The following is a 19677-nucleotide window of genomic DNA, read 5'->3' as shown; positions in this document are numbered from 1 at the left end:
CAGTGGAGGCTTGTCTTGGGTTTTGTGATCAGTCACATTCCTTCCGCCCGCAGGATGGCGCGGTCGGCGTCAGTGTTGACGCTGACAGCAGGAATGCTCGTCGCTACCGGTATCGCCAACCAGTCCCCGGCTCTGGCTGCCGGGTCCCACGCGGACCAGGTCGCCCTGGCCGCACCGGGGGTGTCGTCACTCGCCTACCCGGCCGACGGCGCGGCGCACGGTGGCCCGGGAGTGTCGGGCGAGTTCGCCTTCACCGCTGGCGGGGCGAAGGTCGTGAAATACGTGTACGGGTGGCTCGGCGGTCCGCAGCCGATGACCACGGTCAAGGTGCCAGTGGGTGGGTCGTACACGGCGGCTCTGACTCCACCGCGTTACGGCTACAACACGTTGCAGGTGTACGGCCTGGACCGTGCCGGCCAGCAGAGCCCGACCAAGACGTACGGGTTTCTGGTCGGGGCTCCGTCCGCCCCGGTGGCGCACTGGCCACTGGACACCATCGACGGCCACTACCTCCGTGACCAGGTCAGTGGCGCAGACCTGGTCGTGGAGCAACCGGACCTCGGCTGGTCCTCCGACAAGTGGATCATCGGTGAGCAGACGGCGTCGTTCGACGCGGACGGCACCGGTCCGCGTGGTGTCGCCACGGCGACCGGGACCGGCCTGGACACGTCGGGTTCGTTCAGCGTGGCAGCCTGGGTCCGGCAGCCGTCCGCGGGCAGTTGCCCGGACGGCAACCGGACCGCGGTCTCCGTCGACGGAGCCCACGTCAGCGCGGTCATGCTGAGCTACAACTGCGACGCGGGCAAGTGGCGCCTGCGCATCCCGGCGCAGGACGAGGCCGAGCCGACCTTCGTCAACGCGTGGGCGGCGGTGACCACTCCGGCCGACAAGTGGACGCACCTGGTCGGGGTCTGGGACGAGGCCGAGGGCAAGGCCAGTCTCTGGGTGAACGGTGTGCTCGACAGCACGTCGATCGTGACGGCCCCGGCCGGTTGGGCGGATAGCCGAGGAGACGGCTGGGCGGCCAGCGGACCGGTGGTGATCGGTCGTGGCCGCGCCAACGACGCCAACCGGGCCTACTACAGCGGTGAGGTCCGCGACGTGCGACTGTGGAACCGCGCGGCGACCCACGACGACCTCTGGGGCTCGGCGCCGGATTCCGCCGCGGGGACCCAGGGCACGACGGGAATCCTCGCGCCGACGGAGATCGCCTCCTGGGACTTCAACGGTGGCCTCTCGTCCGGCTGCGCTCGCGCGACGAGCAACACCTACTGGTCGCCCGTGCTGAGGCTCTACGGCTGCACCGACCCGTACTCGACGGAGCAGACGAGCGGATACACCTCGGCGGGGCACGACGACAACGACGCGCTGTGGTTCAACGAACCGCAACCGCAGGGGTACGGTTCCGCCGGTGACGGTCACGCCGAAACCTCCGGTGCCATCGTGGCCTCGGACCAGTCCTTCACGGTGTCGACCTGGGTCCGGCTGCCCGCTCTCACCGACCAGGAGCAGGTCGTGCTGCAACACGGGGCCGGCGACGCGGCGATGAAGCTCTACGCCGCTTCGGACGGGACGTGGCGGTTCGGCGTCGCTTCGTCGGGTGGCACGTGGTCGGTCGCGACCTCGGACGCGCCCGCGGCGACCAATGCCTGGGTGCACCTGACCGGCGTGTTCGACGCCGCGAGCGGTTCCGTCCGCCTCTACGTCAACGGGGTACGGCAGGCGGTTACCGGGACCGGTGCCGCCGGCCTGGAGAGTTACCCGCTCTACGTGGGCGCGGGTGGACCGACCGGGGGTTACCTGAGCGGTGCCGTCGACCAGGTGAAGCTCTTCGCCGGGGCGATGTCCGACGGTGCGGTCGCATCCCTGCACGACAACTCGTAACCGATCGAGGGCCCGCCCATCCGGTTCGACCGGATGGGCGGGCCCGACCCTTTCACAGTTTCCGCCTGTCCGGCTGCTGTGGGAGACGGCGGGGGTAGCCTCGTACGGATTCCGACCTCAGGAGACTGAAACATGACGTCATCGGCAGCGATCGCACCGACCCGGAAACTGGTGAACGGGGCGAGCATCCCGCAACTCGGCCTGGGCACGTGGCCGATGTCGAACGCCGAGGCGGAGGTCGCCATCGCACAGGCGATCGAGGTCGGCTACCGCCTGGTCGACACCGCCTACAAGTACGGCAACGAGCAGGGCGTCGGACGAGGGCTGCGGGCCTCCGGCGTACCCCGGGAAGATCTTTTTGTCACGAGCAAACTCAACGGTGAGTGGCACGGTGTACGCGAGGCCCAGGAGGCGTTCGAGCAGAGCGCGGAGCGGCTCGGGGTCGACTACATCGACCTCTTCCTGATCCACTGGCCGATGCCGTGGCAGGACCGGTACGTCGAGGCGTTCGAGGGTCTGACCAAGCTCCTCGCCGACGGGCGGGTACGCGCCATCGGTCTGTCCAACTTCAAGCCGGCGCACATCGACCGGATCCTCGCCGCGACCGGGGTCACGCCCGACGTCAACCAGGTCGAGCTGAATCCCCGGGTGACCCGCGACGGTGTCCGTGCGTACGACAGGGAGCACGGCATCGTGACCCAGTCCTGGGGACCGATCGGCCAGGGGACCGACCTGCTCACCCACCCCACGATCATCGAGATCGCGCAGCGGTACGACCGCACGCCGGCCCAGGTCGTGCTGCGCTGGCACCTCGAACTCGGGTCGATCCCGATTCCGAAGACCTCGTCGCCCGGGCGGATGCGGAGCAACATCGAGGTCTTCGACTTCCGCCTCACCGAGTCGGAGGTTGCCGCGCTCTCCGCCCTGGACCAGGGAGAAGAGGCCGCTACCGACTCGGACACCACCGGTCACTGACCCTTTGATCGCCGGGTGTCGCCGGTTCGCCGTGGCGGACGAATGACTCGGGGATGACGTACACGGAAGAACGTGTAACCACACGATCTTCCGTGTACGAGGTGAACGCTTCATTCGCCTGCGCGCGGCGGCCGACCCACCCTGGCCCGGGTGCCACCCCGCAACACAGCCGTCCGTACGACGGGACGGGGGCGGTGCGGTACGCCGGGCGAGTGGCGGCGCGTGCCAGACTGGGCAACTGGCATGTGGGTGGCGTCCGGTGGGAGAAGAACCAGGGCGACCCCATCGGGAGGGAAGGTTCTGCCTTGTTGCGCTGGTTGACCGCGGGTGAATCGCACGGCCCGGCACTGGTCGCGCTCCTCGAAGGGGTGCCCGCCGGGATCGAGGTGACCAGCGAGGAGATCATCCGGGAGCTGGCCCGACGCCGGCTCGGCTACGGCCGGGGCGCGCGGATGTCGTTCGAGCGGGACGAGGTCGAGATCATCGGTGGCGTACGCCACGGTCTCACCCTGGGCAGCCCGTTCGCCGTACGGGTCGGCAACTCCGAGTGGCCCAAGTGGCAGACCGTGATGGCGGCCGACCCGGTCGACCCGGACGAACTGGCCAGCCAGGCACGAAACGCCCCGTTGACCCGCCCCCGCCCCGGTCACGCCGATCTTGCCGGGATGCAGAAGTACGGTCACACCGACGCCCGGCCGATCCTGGAGCGGGCCAGCGCACGGGAGACCGCCGCCCGGGTCGCCGTCGGCACGGTCGCCAAGGCGCTGATCCGGCAGGGGCTCGGCATCGAGATCGTGTCGCACGTGGTCGAACTCGGCTCGGTCGCGGCCAAGCCCGGCCTGCAACCCCGCCCCGAGGACGCCGAGCGGATCGACGCCGACCCGTTGCGCTGTCTCGACCCGGAGGCGAGCGCCCGGATGGTGGCCGAGGTCGACGCCGCGAAGAGGGACGCCGACACCCTCGGCGGCATCGTCGAGGTGCTGGCGTACCACGTCCCGCCGGGTCTCGGCAGCCACGTGCAGTGGGACCGCAAGCTCGACGCGCGGCTCGCCACCGCACTGATGTCGATCCAGGCGATCAAGGGTGTGGAGATCGGCGACGCCTGGCTCCAGGCCCGGTCCCGGGGTTCCGTCGCGCACGACGAGATCGTGCCGACCGCGACCGGGGTGCGCCGGGTCACCGACCGGGCCGGCGGCCTGGAGGGTGGCATGACCACCGGAGAACCCCTTCGGGTACGCGCCGCGATGAAGCCGATCTCGTCACTGAACCGGGCCCTCGCCACCGTCGACGTCACCACCGGCGAACCCGCCACCGCGATCAACCAGCGTTCCGACGTCTGCGCCGTCCCGGCCGCGGCGGTGGTGGCCGAGGCGATGGTGGCGCTGGTGCTGGCCGAGGCGGCGACCGAGAAGTTCGGCGGCGACTCGATCGCCGAGATCCGGCGTAACCTCGCCGGCTACCTGGAGAACCTGGTGATCCGCTGATGGCCCCCGTCTGCGTTCTGGTCGGCGCCCCCGGATCCGGTAAGACCAGCACCGGTCAGGCGCTCGCCGCCGCGCTCGGTGTCGCGTTCCGGGACACCGACGCCGACATCGAGACGGCCGCCGGTAAGCCGATCCCGGAGATCTTCGTGGACGAGGGGGAGGAACACTTCCGTACCCTCGAACGGGACGCCGTGGCGACCGCGTTGGGTGAGTTCGACGGGGTGCTTGCCCTCGGTGGCGGCGCGATCCTGGCCGAGTCGAACCGGGCCGCGCTCGCCGGTCACACCGTGGTCTACCTCTCCGTGGAGCTGACCGACGCGATCCGCCGGGTCGGGCTCGGCGCGGGCCGACCACTGCTCGCGATCAACCCGCGTGCCACCCTCAAGTACCTGCTCGACCAGCGGCGACCGCTCTATCAGGAGGTCGCCACGCTCACCGTGGTCACCGACGGGCGTACGCCGGAACAGGTGGCCGAGGAGATCCTGCAACTGCTCAAGCCGTGAGGCCCTTCCTTCGTCCGGCATGCGGACAGCCGGCGGGGCGGTTGCGAGGGGTTACCGGAGCAGCGGATTAGGCTCGGGCGCGATGGACGAGCTGAGGAAGATATCGATCGGCGGCGAGCGGGCGTACGACGTGCTCGTCGGCCGGGACCTGCTGCACGCGTTGCCGGGCCTGCTGCCCGGCGCGGACCGGGTCGCCGTGCTCTACGCGGCACCACTGAAGGCGTTGGCCGACGCGCTCGCCGAACGGGTGCGCGCCGACGGCCGTACTCCGCTGCTGGTCGAGGTGCCGGACGCGGAGGCGGGCAAGAACATCGACGTCGCCACCCGCTGCTGGGACCGGCTGGGGGAGGCGGGCTTCACCCGTACCGACGCGGTGGTCGGGGTGGGCGGCGGCGCCGTCACCGACCTGGCCGGCTTCGTCGCCGCCTGCTGGCTGCGTGGGGTGCGCTGGGTGGCGGTGCCGACCTCGCTGCTCGGCATGGTCGACGCGGCGGTCGGCGGCAAGACCGGGATCAACACCGGGGCCGGGAAGAACCTGGTCGGCGCCTTTCACCCACCGGCCGGGGTGCTCTGCGACCTGGCCACGCTCGACACCCTGCCGCAGGTCGATCTGGTCGCGGGGCTGGCCGAGGTGGTCAAGTGCGGCTTCATCGCCGACCCGGTCATTCTCGACCTGGTCGAGGCCGACCCGGTCGCGGCGAGGAGCGCCAGCGCCCCCGTGGTCCGGGAGCTGATCGAGCGGGCGATCCAGGTGAAGGCGGACGTCGTCTCCGGTGACCTGCGCGAGTCCGGGGTACGCGAGATCCTCAACTACGGCCACACGCTCGCGCACGCGATCGAGAAGGCCGAGGGCTACCGCTGGCGGCACGGGCACGCGGTCTCCGTCGGGCTTGTCTACGCCGCCACCCTGGCCCGGCTCACCGGCCGGCTCGACCCGCTCACCGCCGACCGGCACCGCAGCGTGCTCGAACTGCTCGACCTGCCGACCGGCTACCGGGCCGACGCCTGGCCGGATCTGCTGGCCACGATGCGGGTGGACAAGAAGGCCCGGGGGGCGCGGCTGCGTTTCGTGGTCCTGGACGGGCTGGCCCGACCCGCCATCCTGGAAGGGCCGGATGAGGCCCTGCTCCGCGCCGCGTACGACGAGGCGGTGGCCCGGTGACGAAGGTGTACGTCCTCAACGGCCCGAACCTCGGCCGGCTCGGCACCCGCCAGGTGGACGTGTACGGCCTGACCAGTTACGCCGGACTGGTCGAACTCTGTGAACGGACCGGGCGGGAGGTCGGTCTTGACGTCGAGGTACGGCAGACCGACGCGGAACACGAGTTGATCGCCTGGCTGCACGAGGCGGCGGACGAGGGGGCGCCGGTGGTGCTCAACCCGGCCGCCTGGTCACATTACTCGTACGCGGTCCGGGACGCCTGCGCCCTGCTCCGCGCCCCGTTGGTCGAGGTGCACATCTCCAACATCCACACCCGGGAGGAGTTCCGGCACCACTCGGTCGTCTCCGCGGTCGCCACCGGTGTGATCGCCGGGTTGGGTGTCGACGGCTACCGGTTGGCGCTGCTCCACCTCGCCGACCGTCTGGCGGCCGATCGGCAGGCTGGCGAGGGGTAGGCCGGCGACCGGGTGACCGCCGATCGGCAGTCCGACGAGCAGGGCCAGCCCGATCCAGACGTAGGCGTTGGCGCCGATCAGCCCGTCCACCCCGCTCGCGTCGGCCCACCAGAGCCAGACCACGCTGCTACAGAGCAGGACGTACGCCACGGCGGTGGCGGTGCCGAGCCGTCGTCGCCGCTGGCCCGGTCCGGCCTCGACCGCCGCGCCGCCGAGCACCGCCAGCGCGGGCAGCAGCCAGACCAGGTGGTGGACCCAGGTGATCGGGCTGACCAGGCAGCCGACGATTCCGGTGAGGGCCGCACCGGCGAGCGGGTCGCCGGCACGGGCGGCCTGGCGTACCCGGACCGCCCAGAGCACCACGACGACGAGCACCGCGGCGAGCCAGGCGCCCCGCCCCAGGTGCGGGTCCCAGCGCGTCAGCACCCCCTGTAGCGACTGGTTCGACACGTAGCCGAGGTCCCCCACCCGGTCGGTGTGCCACAGCGCCTCGGTCCAGAAGACGTAGGACGAGTGGGGCGCGAGCAGGGCGGCGACACCGGTGGCGGTGGCGGCGGTGCCGGTGGCGACCGCGGCGGCGCGCCACCGTCCGCTGAGCACCAGGTAGCCGATGAAGACCACGGGGGTGAGTTTGATGGCCGAGGCGATGCCGATGCCGATGCCGCAGAGCCGCCCCCGGCCGGTGCGGGAGGCCATCACGTCGGCCAGGACGAGCACCAGCAGGAGCAGGTTGACCTGACCGAAGCTGACGGTGTCCCGGACCGGTTCGAAGATCGCCACGGCGCAGCCGGTGAGCGCGAAGGCGTACCAGCGGGGCCAGCCCCGGCGGCGGGCGATCGGGTCGAGCAGCCAGTAGATGACGAGTGTGGCGGCGGCCACGTTGACCGCGATGCTGGCCGCGATCGCCGCCGGCCAGCTCAGCAGCGACAACGGGCTCATCACCAGCGCGGCGAAGGGCGGGTAGGTGAAACCGTACCGGGTGCCGGGGCGCAGGTAGTCGTAGAGCTGACCGCCGTCACGCAGCCAGTACGTCACCGCCCCCCGGTACACCCCGACGTCGAAGAAGCCTCGGTGCGCTGGGACGGTGGCCAGGAAGAGCGCGCAGAGCGCGACCAGTACGGCGACGAGCAGGACCCGGTCCCGGGTCCGGCGGGGCGTCCACGGTCGGCTCATCGGGTTCCTCTCGACGGTGACGGTGTGGCTGCCGGTCGCGGTCGGTGGACCACGTCGTGCTCGACGGGCAGCGGCTCGGCGGGGCGGCGGTGGTCGGTGGCACCGGGAACTGGCGGGAGCAGGGTGCCCGCGGCGAACCGGTGCAGCAGCAGGTACGTGTCGGTCAGGTGGCGCAGGAGCATGGACCGGTGCCGTACCGCGAGTACCAGCAGCGCGGCGAGCCCGCCGCCGAGGAGTGCCTGACCGAGCTCCGCGACGCCGGGGGCGAACCCGTCCGGCAGGATGATCACGGCCAGCCCGGCGCAGGCGAGTGCCGCCCAGCGGCGCAGCCGGCCCTCGGCCGCGGCGGCGGCGACCGGAACCAGTCCCCAGAGCAGGTACCAGGGTCGGATCGCCGGGCCGAAGAGCACCAGCGCGCCGAGGCCGAGGCCGAGGGCGTACACCGGTCCGAGTTCGTCGCGGCGCAACCAGAGGAGCAGCCCGGCGGCGAGCGCCACGGCCAGGCCGGCCCAGCGCCAGAAGGAGACCGCGTGTGGGGCGACGTCCGCGCCGATCAGCTCCAGCAGCGCCCGGGTGGCCCGCCCCAGCGCACTGCTGAGGGACCAGTTCGCGGCGGAGACCGGGGTGTCCAGGGCGGCGATCCAGCCGTACCCGGTGCCGGCCACGGCGGTCACCACGACGGTGGTCCCGATCGCCACCACGGCGGTGCCGGCGAGCGCACGCGGTGTTCGCCAGCGTCCGGCGAGCTGCCCGGCCCAGAGCGGTGCCACGAAGACCAGGGCGACCACGGCCGGTGCCTTGACCAGCGCGGCCAGTGTCAGCAGCGCGGTGCCGAGCGCGGGGTAGCGGGCCATCGTCGCGGCCAGTCCGGCGCCGAGCAGCCCGACCATCAGCGCGTCATTGTGTGCCCCTCCGACCAGGTGGATCAGCACCAGCGGGTTGAGCACCCCGAGCCAGAGCGCGGCGGCTGGGTCGACGCCACAGCGCCGGGCCAGGCTCGGCAGGACGGCGGCGAGCAGGAGCACCCCGGCCGCCGCGACCAGTCGCAGGCCGATCACGCCGAGGGCGAGCTGGGTTCCGGTGACCGCGGCGACCATGGTGGCGAGGAGCAGGAAGACCGGGCCGTACGGGGTGGTGGTGTGTTGCCAGATCGCCGGGACCTCCGCCGCCAGCGGGCCGCCGAGCGTGGCTGGGCCCTGTTCGTACACGTCCAGTCCGGCGCCGACCATGGCCCCCTGGGCCAGGTAGCTGTAGACGTCGCGGCTGAACATCGGCGGTGCGACCAGCAGTGGCGCCGCCCACAGGGCGAGCGTGACGAGGAGCGCGCCGGGGGTCGGTGGCTGGGCGCCCCGGACCAGGCCGCCCAGCCGCCACCAGGCCGCGACCAGCAACGCGAGGCCGAAGGAGGCGCAGACCAGGGCGGGGCCGGGGTGGCGGCGTAGCTCGTCCAGGGCGGCCAGTGCGGGGATGGGGTTCCGGGAGGGCAGCGCGCCGGTTCCGGCGGCGCCGAGAGCCAGCAGGAGCACCCCAGCCACCCCCAGAGCACGGCAACGGGCGAGCGCGGAGAGGCGGGTGACCGGGTGCGGCACCCGTGCACGTTGTCAGTGAAGGATGTCGTGGATTCGACCGTCAGTTGTCCGGGGTGTGACCGCCGCGCGTCCGCTCTCGATCAACCGCCCGTACCCGTGCCAGCGCGGAACGGTCCCCGGCAAGTAGACTTGGCGGGTCTGTCCGCCAATTGAAGATCAAGGCAGGAAATGGCCACCACCAACGACCTCAAGAACGGTCTGGTTCTCAACCTCGACGGCGAACTCTGGGCTGTCGTGGAGTTCCAGCACGTCAAGCCCGGCAAGGGCGGTGCTTTCGTCCGCACCACATTGAAGAACGTGCTGTCCGGCAAGGTCGTCGACAAGACCTTCAACGCGGGCACCAAGGTCGAGACGGCCACCGTCGACAAGCGGACCATGCAGTACCTCTACGCCGACGGCGAAGACTACGTCTTCATGGACCTGGAGACCTTCGACCAGATCCAGGTGCCCGGCGGCACCGTGGGCGAGGCGGCGAACTACCTGCTGCCCGAGGCCGAGGCGATCGTGGCCACCCACGAGTCCGTGCCGCTCTACATCGAGCTGCCGACCAGCGTGATCCTTGAGGTCACGTACACCGAGCCGGGTCTGCAGGGCGACCGTTCCACCGGCGGCAACAAGCCGGCGACGGTGGAGACCGGTGCGACGGTGCAGGTGCCGCTCTTCATCACCACCGGTGAGAAGATCAAGGTCGACACCCGCGACGGCCGTTACCTCGGCCGCGGCTGATGGCCGAGGGCCCCAAGTCACCAATGCCCGCGCGCCGCAAGGCACGCAAACGGGCTCTGGACGTGCTTTACGAGGCGGATCAGCGGGATCTGCCGCCGGTCGAGGTGCTTGCCGGGTACCTCCGGCGGCTGACGCCGCCGCCGCCGGACCACCTGGAGTATGCGATCGGTCTGGTCGAGGGGGTGGCCGGTCGGCTCGACCGGATCGACGAGCTGATCGCCAGCTACACCGAGGGTTGGACGCTGGACCGGATGCCGGTGGTCGACCGGAACCTGGCCCGGATCGCGGTCTACGAGTTGCTCTACGTCGACGAGATCGACGACGCGGTGGCGATCAGCGAGGCGGTCGAGTTGGCCAAGCAGATGTCGACCGACGACTCGCCTCGGTTCCTCAACGGGGTCCTCGGCCGGATCGCCGAGTACGCCACCCGCTGAGCGGGCCAGTCACCGTCGTACGAGGAAGGGGCGCCCAACGGGCGCCCCTTCTCGTCGTTCACAGTGCGGTGGTGCGGTGGTGCGGTGGTGCGGTGGTGCGTTCCTGCGGTCGTGCTCAGGAGGCGAAGAGCGCCCGAGGATCGGCGACAAGGACGCCGTGCTCGGTGAGCCGCTCGATCAGCCCGGAGGGGGACGAGTCGTAGACGATGGCGAGCGCGCGCAGGTCGTCCGCGCGGATCGACAACACCCGACCGTTGTAGTCGCCACGCTGCTGCTGGATCGCGCGGGCATAGCGGGCGACGTACGCGAGTTCCTCGGAGGCCTCGTCGTAGAGGCGCTCCAGGTCCAGGACGATCTTGTTCGTGGGCTCGTGCCGGACCCCGCTGCCGTCCGGCAGCAGTTCCGCCACGGGCACCCGGTAGAAGTCCGCCAGCTCGGCGAGGCGCGAGACGGTGACCGCACGGTCACCACGCTCGTACGACCCGACGACGACGGCCTTCCAACGCCCGTTCGACTTCTCCTCCACCCCCTGCAGGGACAGCCCCTGCTGCTGACGGATAGAGCGCAGGCGGGCGCCCAACGACTTGGCGTATTCAGAGGGCATTCGGACACTCCCAGTGCTGGCTCGGGGATCTCCCCAGCGGTCGCTACGGAGCGTGACGGTACGGGGATTGAGACGGGTGGTCAAGTGCTCGTTACCTTCCCGTTGGCAAGATCGTGGTCACGAAGCTGAAATCTCCTCGCTGACCGGGTGGTCAGCGCCCCGCCCGGGTTCGTCGCCCGGCCGCTGGTAACGTGGTGATCAGCCCCCGGCCTGACCGCATGCGGTCCGGGTCGGATCCGACATCCTTTAACGACCCGTCCCGTGAGGCGGGGAAGGAGGTCCGCCGTGGCCTTCCCGCAGGCCGCCCAACCTCCGGTGGCATCGCCACCGTCTGTGAAGGTCATCCTGACCAGCGCCGATCTGCAGCGCGTGGTCGACCGGATCGCCCACCAGATCCTGGAGAAGACCCAGGGTGCCGCCGACACCGTGCTGCTCGGCATCCCCACCCGAGGGGTTCCGCTCGCCCGCCGGCTTGCTGCCCGGATCAGCACCTTCGAGGGAATTGACGTACCCGTGGGTGTGCTCGACATCACGCTCTATCGGGACGATCTTCGCCGGCACGCGACCCGGGCCATCGGCCCGACCGACGTACCGCCGGGCGGCATCGACGGCAAGCGGGTGATCCTGGTCGACGACGTCCTCTTCTCTGGCCGCTCGGTCCGGGCCGCGCTGGACGCGCTGAGCGACCTGGGCCGTCCCAGTTCGGTACAGCTCGCGGTGCTGGTCGACCGAGGCCACCGCGAACTACCCATTCGGGCCGACTACGTCGGCAAGAACATCCCCACCGCGCTGTCGGAGAGCGTCAAGGTCACGCTCGCCGAGGTCGACGGTGCCGACGAGGTCAAACTGTTCGGGAGGCCCACGCTGTGATCAGGCACCTGCTCTCCGGGGCCGACCTGGACGCCACCACCGCCACCCGGATCCTGGACACCGCGGCCGAGATGGCGACGGTGGCCGGGCGTGAGGTGAAGAAGCTCCCCGCGCTGCGCGGCCGGACCGTGGTCAACCTCTTCTACGAGGACTCCACCCGGACCCGGATCTCGTTCGAGGCGGCGGCGAAGCGGCTCTCCGCCGACGTGATCAACTTCTCCGCCAAGGGTTCGAGCGTTTCCAAGGGCGAGAGCCTGAAGGACACCGCGCTGACCCTCCAGGCGATGGGCGCCGACGCCGTGGTGGTCCGGCACCCCGCCTCCGGTGCCCCGCACCGGCTGGCGAACTGGGTCGACGGGGTGGTGGTGAACGCCGGCGACGGCACCCACGAGCACCCGACCCAGGCGCTGCTGGACGCGTACACGATGCGCTCCCGGCTCGGCCGACTCGCCGGCCTCCAGGTCGCCGTCGTCGGCGACGTGCTGCACAGCCGGGTGGCCCGCTCCAACGTGCTGCTGCTCTCCACCCTCGGGGCCAAGATCACCCTGGTCGGTCCGCCGACGCTGATCCCGGTGGACATCGCCGCCGCGCTCGCCCCCGGCACCGACGTCTCGTACGACCTGGACAGCGTCCTGCCCAGCGCCGACGTGGTGATGATGCTCCGGGTGCAGCGGGAGCGGATGGCTGACTCCTACTTCCCCTCCGCGCGCGAGTACGCCCGCCGCTACGGCCTGGACGGGCCGCGCATGCGCCGGCTGCCCGAGCACGCGATCGTCATGCACCCCGGCCCGATGAACCGGGGCATGGAGATCGCCCCGGAGGTCGCCGACTCACCCCGTTCCACCATCGTCGAACAGGTCGCCAACGGCGTCTCCGTCCGGATGGCCGTCCTGTACCTGCTCCTGGGGGGAAAGAACCAGTGAACTGTCCACTTCCGGGGGGAGATCCGCAATGAGCACGTACCTGATCAAGGGAGCCCGGGTGGTCGGCGCCGAGCCGACCGACCTGCTGCTGCGCGACGGCGTGGTGGTGGAGTCCGGCCGTGGCCTCGACCCGCGCGGCGCCCGCGTGGTGGACGCGGACGGGCTGGTGGCCCTGCCCGGTCTGGTCGACCTCCACACCCACCTGCGCGAGCCGGGCCGGGAGGACGCCGAGACGGTCGAGTCCGGCTCCCGGGCCGCCGCGCTCGGCGGCTACACCGCCGTCTGCGCCATGGCGAACACCTCGCCGGTCGCGGACACCGCGGGTGTGGTCGAGCAGGTCTGGCGGCTCGGTCGGGAGGCCGGACTGGTCGACGTGCAGCCGATCGGCGCGGTCACCGTCGGGCTCGGCGGGGAGCGGCTGGCCGAACTCGGCGCGATGGCCGACTCGGCCGCTCGGGTCCGGATCTTCTCCGACGACGGCCACTGCGTCGCCGACCCACGGTTGATGCGCCGGGCGTTGGAATACGTCAAGGCGTTCGACGGGGTGATCGCGCAGCACGCCGAGGAGCCCCGGCTGACCGAGGGCGCCCAACTGCACGAGGGCGAGGTCTCCACCCGGCTCGGGCTGACCGGTTGGCCGGCCGTCGCCGAGGAGGCGATCATCGCCCGGGACGTGCTCCTGGCCGAGCACGTCGGCAGCCGGTTGCACGTCTGCCACGTCTCCACCGCCGGCAGCGTGGAGGTGCTCCGCCAGGCCAAGGCGCGCGGCGTCCGGGTAACCGCCGAGGTCACCCCGCACCACCTGCTCCTCACCGACGAACTGGCGGCCAGCTACGACCCGGTCTTCAAGGTCAACCCGCCGCTGCGTACGGCCACGGACGTGGCCGCCCTGCGCGCCGCGCTGGTCGAGGGGATCATCGACGTGGTCGCCACCGACCACGCCCCGCACGCCCTGGAGGACAAGGAGTGCGAGTGGGCGTACGCCCGGCCGGGCATGCTCGGGCTGGAGACCGCCCTGCCGGTGCTGCTCTCGGTGCTCGGCGAGCGCTGGGACCTGATCGCCGAGCGGATGTCCCGGGTTCCGGCCCGGATCGCCGGGCTGACCGAGCACGGGCACGATCCGGTGCCCGGAGCGGTGGCCAACCTCACCCTGGTCGACCCGGCCGCTCGCCGTACCGTCGACCCCGCTGAGCTGGCCAGCCGCAGCCGCAACACCCCGTACGCCGGCACCGTGCTGCCCGGCCGAATCATGGCCACGTTCCTGCGGGGCGAGCCGACAGTACTCGACGGAAAGGCCGTTAAATAATGCGACGCAGGCCCGCGATCCTCGTACTGGAGGATGGTCGGACGTTCCACGGTGAGGCGTACGGCAGTGTGGGGGAGACCTTCGGTGAGGCGGTCTTCAACACCGGCATGACCGGCTACCAGGAGACGCTCACCGACCCGTCCTACCACCGGCAGGTGGTGGTGCAGACCGCGCCGCACATCGGCAACACCGGGGTCAACCACGACGACGACGAGTCCGGCCGGATCTGGGTGGCCGGTTACGTGGTCCGCGACCCGGCCCGGATCGGTTCCAACTGGCGTGCCACCGGCGGTCTGGAGGACCGGCTGGCCGCCGAGGGCGTGGTCGGCATCTCGGGTGTCGACACCCGGGCGCTCACCCGCCACCTGCGCGACTCCGGCGCCATGCGGGTCGGCATCTCCAGCCTCGACGACGACCCGAAGGCGTTGCTGGCCCGGGTCCGCGCCACCCCGGAGATGACCGGCGCCGACCTGTCGGCGGAGGTGACCACGGCGCAGCCGTACACCGTGGCGGCGGAGGGCACGCACCGGTTCACGGTGGCCGCGCTGGATCTGGGGATCAAGCGGAACGTGCCGCGCCGGCTCGCCGCACGGGGTGTGACCACGCACATCCTGCCCGCCTCGTCGAGCATCGAGGATCTCCTCGCGACCGGCGCGGACGCGGTCTTCTTCTCGCCCGGCCCGGGTGACCCGGCCACCGCCGACCACCCGGTCGCGCTGGCCCGGGAGGTGCTGAACCGGCGGATTCCGCTCTTCGGCATCTGCTTCGGCAGCCAGATCCTCGGCCGGGCGCTCGGCTTCGGCACCTACAAGCTGGGGTACGGCCACCGAGGCATCAACCAGCCGGTGCTGGACCGGGTCACCGGTCGGGTGGAGGTCACCTCCCACAACCATGGCTTCGCGGTCGACTGGCCGGGTCGTGAACCCGGTCAGGATGTGCCGGCGGGCCAGTACATCGAGACGGACTTCGGCGCGGTCGAGGTCAGTCACGTCTGCCTCAACGACAATGTGGTCGAGGGCCTGCGGGCCAAGGATGTGCCCGCGTTCACCGTGCAGTACCACCCGGAGGCCGCCGCCGGCCCACATGACGCCGACTATCTCTTCGACCGGTTCGCGGAGCTGATCGAGGGCGAACGGCAGGGCGGACAGAGCCAGGGCGACAAGAACGAGAGCGGAAAGCATGCCTAAGCGGACCGATTTGCAGCATGTTCTGGTGATCGGTTCCGGCCCGATCGTGATCGGCCAGGCGTGCGAGTTCGACTACTCCGGCACCCAGGCGTGCCGGGTGCTGCGCAGCGAGGGGCTGCGGGTCAGCCTCGTCAACTCCAACCCTGCGACGATCATGACCGACCCGGAGTACGCCGACGCCACCTACGTCGAGCCGATCACCCCGGACTTCGTCGAGCTGGTCATCGCCAAGGAGCGGCCGGACGCGCTGCTGCCCACCCTCGGCGGCCAGACCGCGCTGAACACGGCGGTGGCGCTGCACGAGTCGGGCGTACTGGAGAAATACGGTGTGGAGCTGATCGGCGCCGACATCGACGCGATCCGGCGCGGTGAGGACCGGCAGCTCTTCAAGGAGGTCGTGGCGAAGGCCGGGGCCCGGATCGGGCTGCCCGACCCGAGCGCGCTGGTGCCGCGTTCCCGGGTCTGCCACTCGATGGACGAGGTCCGGCAGACCGTCGGCGAGCTGGGCCTGCCGGTGGTGATCCGGCCGTCGTTCACCATGGGCGGCCTCGGTTCCGGCATGGCGCACACCGACGAGGACCTGTCCCGGATCGCCGGGGCGGGGCTCGCCGCCAGCCCGGTGCACGAGGTCCTGATCGAGGAGAGCGTGCTCGGTTGGAAGGAGTACGAACTTGAGCTGATGCGCGACAAGCACGACAACGTCGTGGTGGTCTGCTCGATCGAGAACATCGACCCGATGGGTGTGCACACCGGCGACAGCGTGACCGTGGCGCCGGCGATGACGCTCACCGACCGGGAGTACCAGCAGCTCCGTGACCTCGGCATCGCGGTGCTGCGTGAGGTCGGGGTGGACACCGGCGGCTGCAACATCCAGTTCGCGGTCAACCCGGTCGACGGTCGGATCGTCGTGATCGAGATGAACCCGCGGGTCTCCCGCTCCTCGGCGCTGGCCTCCAAGGCCACCGGCTTCCCGATCGCCAAGATCGCGGCGAAGCTCGCCATCGGTTACACCCTGGACGAGATCCCCAACGACATCACCCTCCAGACGCCGGCCGCGTTCGAGCCGACGTTGGACTACGTGGTGGTGAAGATCCCCCGGTTCGCGTTCGAGAAGTTCCCGGGCGCCGACCCGGAGCTGACCACGACGATGAAGTCGGTGGGCGAGGCGATGAGCCTGGGCCGCAATTTCACCGAGGCGCTGAACAAGGCGATGCGCTCGATGGAGACGAAGGCGGCCGGTTTCTGGACCATACCGGACCCCGACGGGGCTACCGTCGAGTCCACCCTGACCGCACTGGCTACCCCGCACGACGGCCGACTGTACACAGTGGAGCGAGCGCTCCGGTTGGGTGCCTCGGTGTCCCAGGTCTCCGCCGCCTCCGGCGGCATCGACCCGTGGTTCCTGGACCAGATCGCCGGGCTGGTCGACCTGCGCGAGGAGATCATCGACGCGCCGGTCCTGGACGACGCGCTGCTGCGCCGGGCGAAGCGGGCCGGACTCTCCGACCGGCAGATCGCCGCGCTGCGCCCGGAACTCTCCGCCGAGGACGGGGTACGCGTACTCCGGCACCGGCTGGGGTTGCGCCCCGTCTACAAGACGGTGGACACCTGCGCGGCCGAGTTCGCCGCCAGCACGCCGTACCACTACTCGTCCTACGACGAGGAGACCGAGGTCGCCGGCTCGAACCGGCCCAAGGTGCTGATCCTCGGCTCCGGACCGAACCGGATCGGACAGGGGATCGAGTTCGACTACTCCTGCGTGCACGCCGTACTGGCGTTGCAGGGCGAGCCGGGCGCCGTCGGGGTGGGGACCGGGTACGAGACCGTGATGGTCAACTGCAACCCGGAGACCGTCTCCACCGACTACGACACCGCCGACCGGCTCTACTTCGAACCGCTCACCTTCGAGGACGTGATCGAGGTCTGGCACGCCGAGGACAGCTCGGGCAAGGCGGCCGGCGGTCCCGGAGTGGTCGGTGTGGTCGTCCAGCTCGGCGGGCAGACCCCGCTCGGGTTGGCCCAGCGGCTCAAGGATGCCGGTGTGCCGATCGTCGGCACCTCGCCTGAGTCGATCAACCTGGCCGAGGACCGGGGCGCGTTCGGCGCCGTCCTCGCCCGGGCCGGCCTGCGCGCCCCCGCGCACGGCACCGCCACCTCGTACGACGAGGCCAAGGCGATCGCCGACGAGATCGGTTACCCGGTGCTGGTCCGCCCGTCGTACGTGCTCGGTGGGCGGGGCATGGAGATCGTCTACGACGACCCGACGCTGCGCGACTACATCGGCCGGGCCACCGACATCTCGCCGGACCACCCGGTGCTGGTCGACCGCTTCCTCGACGACGCGATCGAGATCGACGTGGACGCGCTCTGCGACGCCGACGGCGAGGTCTACATCGGTGGCGTGATGGAGCACATCGAGGAGGCCGGCATCCACTCCGGCGACTCCTCCTGCGCGCTGCCGCCGATCACCCTGGCCAGCTCGCACCTGGCCGAGGTACGCCGCTACACCGAGGAGATCGCCCGAGGGGTCGGCGTACGGGGACTGCTCAACGTGCAGTACGCGCTCAAGGACGACGTCCTGTACGTGCTGGAGGCCAACCCGCGTGCCTCCCGTACGGTGCCGTTCGTCTCCAAGGCGACCGCGGTGCCGTTGGCCAAGGCGGCGGCCCGGATCATGCTCGGCGCCACCATCGCCGACCTGCGCGCGGAGCGGCTGCTCCCGCCGACCGGGGACGGGGGCGCGATGCCGGTCGACGCCCCGATCGCGGTCAAGGAGGCGGTGCTGCCGTTCAAGCGGTTCCGTACCCCGGCCGGCAAGGGCGTCGACTCACTGCTCGGCCCGGAGATGAAGTCCACCGGTGAGGTGATGGGCATCGACGTCGCCTTCGGGCACGCCTTCGCCAAGTCCCAGGCCGCCGCGTACGGCAGCCTCCCCACCACCGGCAAGGTCTTCGTCTCGGTCGCCAACCGGGACAAGCGCGCCATGATCTTCCCGGTGAAGCGCCTGGCCGACCTCGGGTTCGAGATCGTCGCCACCGTCGGCACCGGCGAGGTGCTGCGCCGACACGGCATCTCCTGCACGTTCATCGGCAAGCACTACGAGGAGGCCGGTGCGCGTCCGGACGCGGTCTCGCTGATCGCGGCGGGCGAGGTGGCCCTGGTGATCAACACCCCGCAGGGCTCCGGGGCGAGTGCCCGCTCGGATGGATACGAGATCCGTAGCGCTGCGGTGAACGCGGACATCCCGTGCATCACCACGGTGCCGGGCGCGGCGGCGGCGGTGATGGGCATCGAGGCGCTGATCCGGGGCGACATGAGCGTCCGGCCGTTGCAGCAGTTGCACGCCGCCCTGCGGGCTGGCGAGTGATCTTCGAACGGGTGGTCCGCCCCGGGCTGTTCCGGCTCGGGGGCGGGGACGCGGAGACCGCGCACGAGTGGACCCTGCGGCGGCTGGCCGGCCTTTCGAGGCGGCCGGCCGCGCTGGCCGCGCTCCGGTCGGCGTACGCGGTCGCGGCACCACGTCGGGTCTTCGGCCTCGACTTCCCCAACCCGGTCGGGCTCGCCGCCGGCATGGACAAGAACGGGGTGGCGCTGCCGGCCTGGCCGGCGTTGGGTTTCGGCTTCGTCGAGGTCGGCACGGTGACCGCGCACGCACAGCCGGGCAATCCCCGGCCCCGGCTGTTCCGGCTGCCGCAGAGCAGCGCGGTGATCAACCGGATGGGCTTCAACAACGCCGGGGCGCGGGCGCTCGCCGATCGGCTGGCCGGCAGCCGGCCGCTCGGCGTACCGCTCGGGATCTCGCTCGGCAAGTCGAAGGTCACCCCGCTGGACGAGGCGGTGGCGGACTACCTCGCCTCCTACCGGGCGCTGCGCGATCACGGTGACTACTTCGCGGTCAACGTCTCCTCGCCCAACACCCCGGGCCTGCGCGCGTTGCAGGACCGGGAGCATCTTGACGCCCTGCTGGAGGCGCTGGTGGGGGAGAAGCCGGTGCTGGTGAAGATCGCCCCTGATCTCACCGAACCGGCCATCGCCGAACTGCTGGCGGTCTGTCTCGACCGGGGCGCGGCGGGCGTCATCGCCACCAACACCACGCTTGGTCGGGGCGGCCTGGCCGCCGCCGACGTACCCCGATCGGCGGAGGCCGGTGGGCTCTCCGGTGGGCCGCTGACCGCACGGGCGCGGGAGGTCGTCTCCTTCGTCCACCGGGAGACCGGCGGGCGGCTGCCGGTGATCGGGGTCGGCGGGATCATGTGCCCCGACGACGCGAACCGACTCTTCGACGCGGGAGCGAGCCTGGTGCAGCTCTACACCGGATTCATCTATCGGGGGCCGGGTCTGGCCCGAGCGATCGCGCGGGCGGCCCGGCCGTGAACCCCGCCGAACTGCTCGCCGCCGACCG

The 19677-nt window shown here is 71.1% G+C and carries 16 protein-coding genes and 1 pseudogene; 14 read left to right on the top strand and 3 right to left on the bottom strand.

Going from position 1 to position 19677, the window contains the following annotated elements:
• Positions 1-93: 93 nt before the first annotated feature.
• The 6 genes from ACIBF5_RS23660 (at position 94) to aroQ (ending at position 6463) form a co-directional block, all read left to right on the top strand.
• On the top strand, positions 94-1884 hold the full coding sequence (locus tag ACIBF5_RS23660) for a LamG domain-containing protein (RefSeq protein WP_396815043.1): 1791 nt from the start codon (positions 94-96) through the stop codon (positions 1882-1884).
• A gap of 132 nt (positions 1885-2016) precedes the next feature.
• Positions 2017-2859 (top strand): aldo/keto reductase, encoded by an 843-nt coding sequence (locus tag ACIBF5_RS23655; RefSeq protein ID WP_396815042.1) that lies wholly within the window; start codon positions 2017-2019, stop codon positions 2857-2859.
• Between the two features lie 305 nt (positions 2860-3164).
• A complete protein-coding gene (gene aroC / locus ACIBF5_RS23650; protein WP_396815041.1) occupies positions 3165-4343 on the top strand; it encodes a chorismate synthase in 1179 nt (392 codons plus the stop codon).
• Entirely contained in the window at positions 4343-4846 is a 504-nt protein-coding gene (locus tag ACIBF5_RS23645) for a shikimate kinase (protein ID WP_396815040.1), read from the top strand. Before aroC ends, ACIBF5_RS23645 begins: the two co-directional genes overlap by 1 nt.
• Positions 4847-4928: 82 nt before the next feature.
• Positions 4929-6008 carry a 3-dehydroquinate synthase gene (gene aroB / locus ACIBF5_RS23640; RefSeq protein WP_396815039.1) on the top strand — a complete coding sequence of 360 codons (1080 nt, stop codon included), beginning with the start codon at positions 4929-4931 and terminating at the stop codon, positions 6006-6008.
• Positions 6005-6463 carry a type II 3-dehydroquinate dehydratase gene (aroQ, locus tag ACIBF5_RS23635; protein WP_396815038.1) on the top strand — a complete coding sequence of 153 codons (459 nt, stop codon included), beginning with the start codon at positions 6005-6007 and terminating at the stop codon, positions 6461-6463. The genes aroB and aroQ overlap by 4 nt, the downstream gene beginning before the upstream one ends.
• 324 nt (positions 6464-6787) lie before the next feature.
• Here aroQ and ACIBF5_RS23630 read toward each other — a convergent pair.
• Together ACIBF5_RS23630 and mptB are read right to left on the bottom strand one after the other, a co-directional pair.
• Positions 6788-7402, bottom strand: a pseudogene (locus tag ACIBF5_RS23630) (glycosyltransferase family 87 protein); the annotation flags it as partial.
• Between the two features lie 230 nt (positions 7403-7632).
• Positions 7633-9225: a polyprenol phosphomannose-dependent alpha 1,6 mannosyltransferase MptB gene (gene mptB, locus ACIBF5_RS23625; protein ID WP_396815037.1), complete on the bottom strand. Its 1593-nt coding sequence runs from the start codon at positions 9223-9225 to the stop codon at positions 7633-7635.
• A 168-nt stretch (positions 9226-9393) separates the two neighbouring features.
• Between mptB and efp the strand changes: the two genes are divergently transcribed.
• Entirely contained in the window at positions 9394-9951 is a 558-nt protein-coding gene (gene efp / locus ACIBF5_RS23620) for an elongation factor P (RefSeq protein WP_396815036.1), read from the top strand.
• A gap of 23 nt (positions 9952-9974) precedes the next feature.
• Entirely contained in the window at positions 9975-10385 is a 411-nt protein-coding gene (gene nusB / locus ACIBF5_RS23615) for a transcription antitermination factor NusB (RefSeq protein ID WP_396815035.1), read from the top strand.
• A gap of 115 nt (positions 10386-10500) precedes the next feature.
• On the opposite strand, the gene ACIBF5_RS23610 is transcribed toward nusB, so the two are convergent.
• Entirely contained in the window at positions 10501-10989 is a 489-nt protein-coding gene (locus tag ACIBF5_RS23610) for a transcriptional regulator (RefSeq protein ID WP_121159805.1), read from the bottom strand.
• A 285-nt stretch (positions 10990-11274) separates the two neighbouring features.
• Here ACIBF5_RS23610 and pyrR point away from each other — a divergent pair, with 285 nt between their 5' ends.
• The 6 genes from pyrR to ACIBF5_RS23580 are packed head-to-tail and all read left to right on the top strand — an operon-like array spanning position 11275 to position 19649.
• Complete coding sequence (gene pyrR, locus ACIBF5_RS23605) at positions 11275-11859, top strand: bifunctional pyr operon transcriptional regulator/uracil phosphoribosyltransferase PyrR (RefSeq protein WP_396815034.1); 585 nt, start codon at positions 11275-11277, stop codon at positions 11857-11859.
• A complete protein-coding gene (locus ACIBF5_RS23600) occupies positions 11856-12782 on the top strand; it encodes an aspartate carbamoyltransferase catalytic subunit (RefSeq protein ID WP_396815033.1) in 927 nt (308 codons plus the stop codon). The genes pyrR and ACIBF5_RS23600 overlap by 4 nt, the downstream gene beginning before the upstream one ends.
• Before the next feature lie 28 nt (positions 12783-12810).
• Positions 12811-14088 carry a dihydroorotase gene (locus tag ACIBF5_RS23595; RefSeq protein WP_396815032.1) on the top strand — a complete coding sequence of 426 codons (1278 nt, stop codon included), beginning with the start codon at positions 12811-12813 and terminating at the stop codon, positions 14086-14088.
• Complete coding sequence (gene carA, locus ACIBF5_RS23590; RefSeq protein ID WP_396815030.1) at positions 14088-15275, top strand: glutamine-hydrolyzing carbamoyl-phosphate synthase small subunit; 1188 nt, start codon at positions 14088-14090, stop codon at positions 15273-15275. The genes ACIBF5_RS23595 and carA overlap by 1 nt, the downstream gene beginning before the upstream one ends.
• The gene (gene carB, locus ACIBF5_RS23585; protein WP_396815028.1) at positions 15268-18642 is read left to right on the top strand and encodes a carbamoyl-phosphate synthase large subunit; all 3375 of its coding nucleotides are present in this window, start codon (positions 15268-15270) and stop codon (positions 18640-18642) included. Before carA ends, carB begins: the two co-directional genes overlap by 8 nt.
• Entirely contained in the window at positions 18639-19649 is a 1011-nt protein-coding gene (locus tag ACIBF5_RS23580) for a quinone-dependent dihydroorotate dehydrogenase (RefSeq protein ID WP_396815026.1), read from the top strand. The genes carB and ACIBF5_RS23580 overlap by 4 nt, the downstream gene beginning before the upstream one ends.
• Positions 19650-19677 lie beyond the last annotated feature (28 nt).

This window comes from Micromonospora sp. NPDC050417 (genome assembly GCF_044458865.1).
Taxonomy (GTDB): Bacteria; Actinomycetota; Actinomycetes; order Mycobacteriales; family Micromonosporaceae; genus Micromonospora_G.
The sequence above is the reverse complement of the archived record's forward strand: the minus strand, read 5'-3'. Positions and strand labels throughout refer to the sequence as shown.

What these genes read in the sequence shown, in the direction of transcription:
- ACIBF5_RS23610 (WP_121159805.1), bottom strand. Translation starts at nt 10,989, where the DNA reads ATGCCCTCTGAATACGCCAAGTCGTTGGGCGCCCGCCTGCGCTCTATC.
- nusB (WP_396815035.1), top strand. Translation starts at nt 9,975, where the DNA reads ATGCCCGCGCGCCGCAAGGCACGCAAACGGGCTCTGGACGTGCTTTAC.
- ACIBF5_RS23645 (WP_396815040.1), top strand. Translation starts at nt 4,343, where the DNA reads ATGGCCCCCGTCTGCGTTCTGGTCGGCGCCCCCGGATCCGGTAAGACC.
- ACIBF5_RS23660 (WP_396815043.1), top strand. Translation starts at nt 94, where the DNA reads ATGCTCGTCGCTACCGGTATCGCCAACCAGTCCCCGGCTCTGGCTGCC.
- carA (WP_396815030.1), top strand. Translation starts at nt 14,088, where the DNA reads ATGCGACGCAGGCCCGCGATCCTCGTACTGGAGGATGGTCGGACGTTC.
- carB (WP_396815028.1), top strand. Translation starts at nt 15,268, where the DNA reads ATGCCTAAGCGGACCGATTTGCAGCATGTTCTGGTGATCGGTTCCGGC.
- ACIBF5_RS23655 (WP_396815042.1), top strand. Translation starts at nt 2,017, where the DNA reads ATGACGTCATCGGCAGCGATCGCACCGACCCGGAAACTGGTGAACGGG.
- aroB (WP_396815039.1), top strand. Translation starts at nt 4,929, where the DNA reads ATGGACGAGCTGAGGAAGATATCGATCGGCGGCGAGCGGGCGTACGAC.
- efp (WP_396815036.1), top strand. Translation starts at nt 9,394, where the DNA reads ATGGCCACCACCAACGACCTCAAGAACGGTCTGGTTCTCAACCTCGAC.
- ACIBF5_RS23595 (WP_396815032.1), top strand. Translation starts at nt 12,811, where the DNA reads ATGAGCACGTACCTGATCAAGGGAGCCCGGGTGGTCGGCGCCGAGCCG.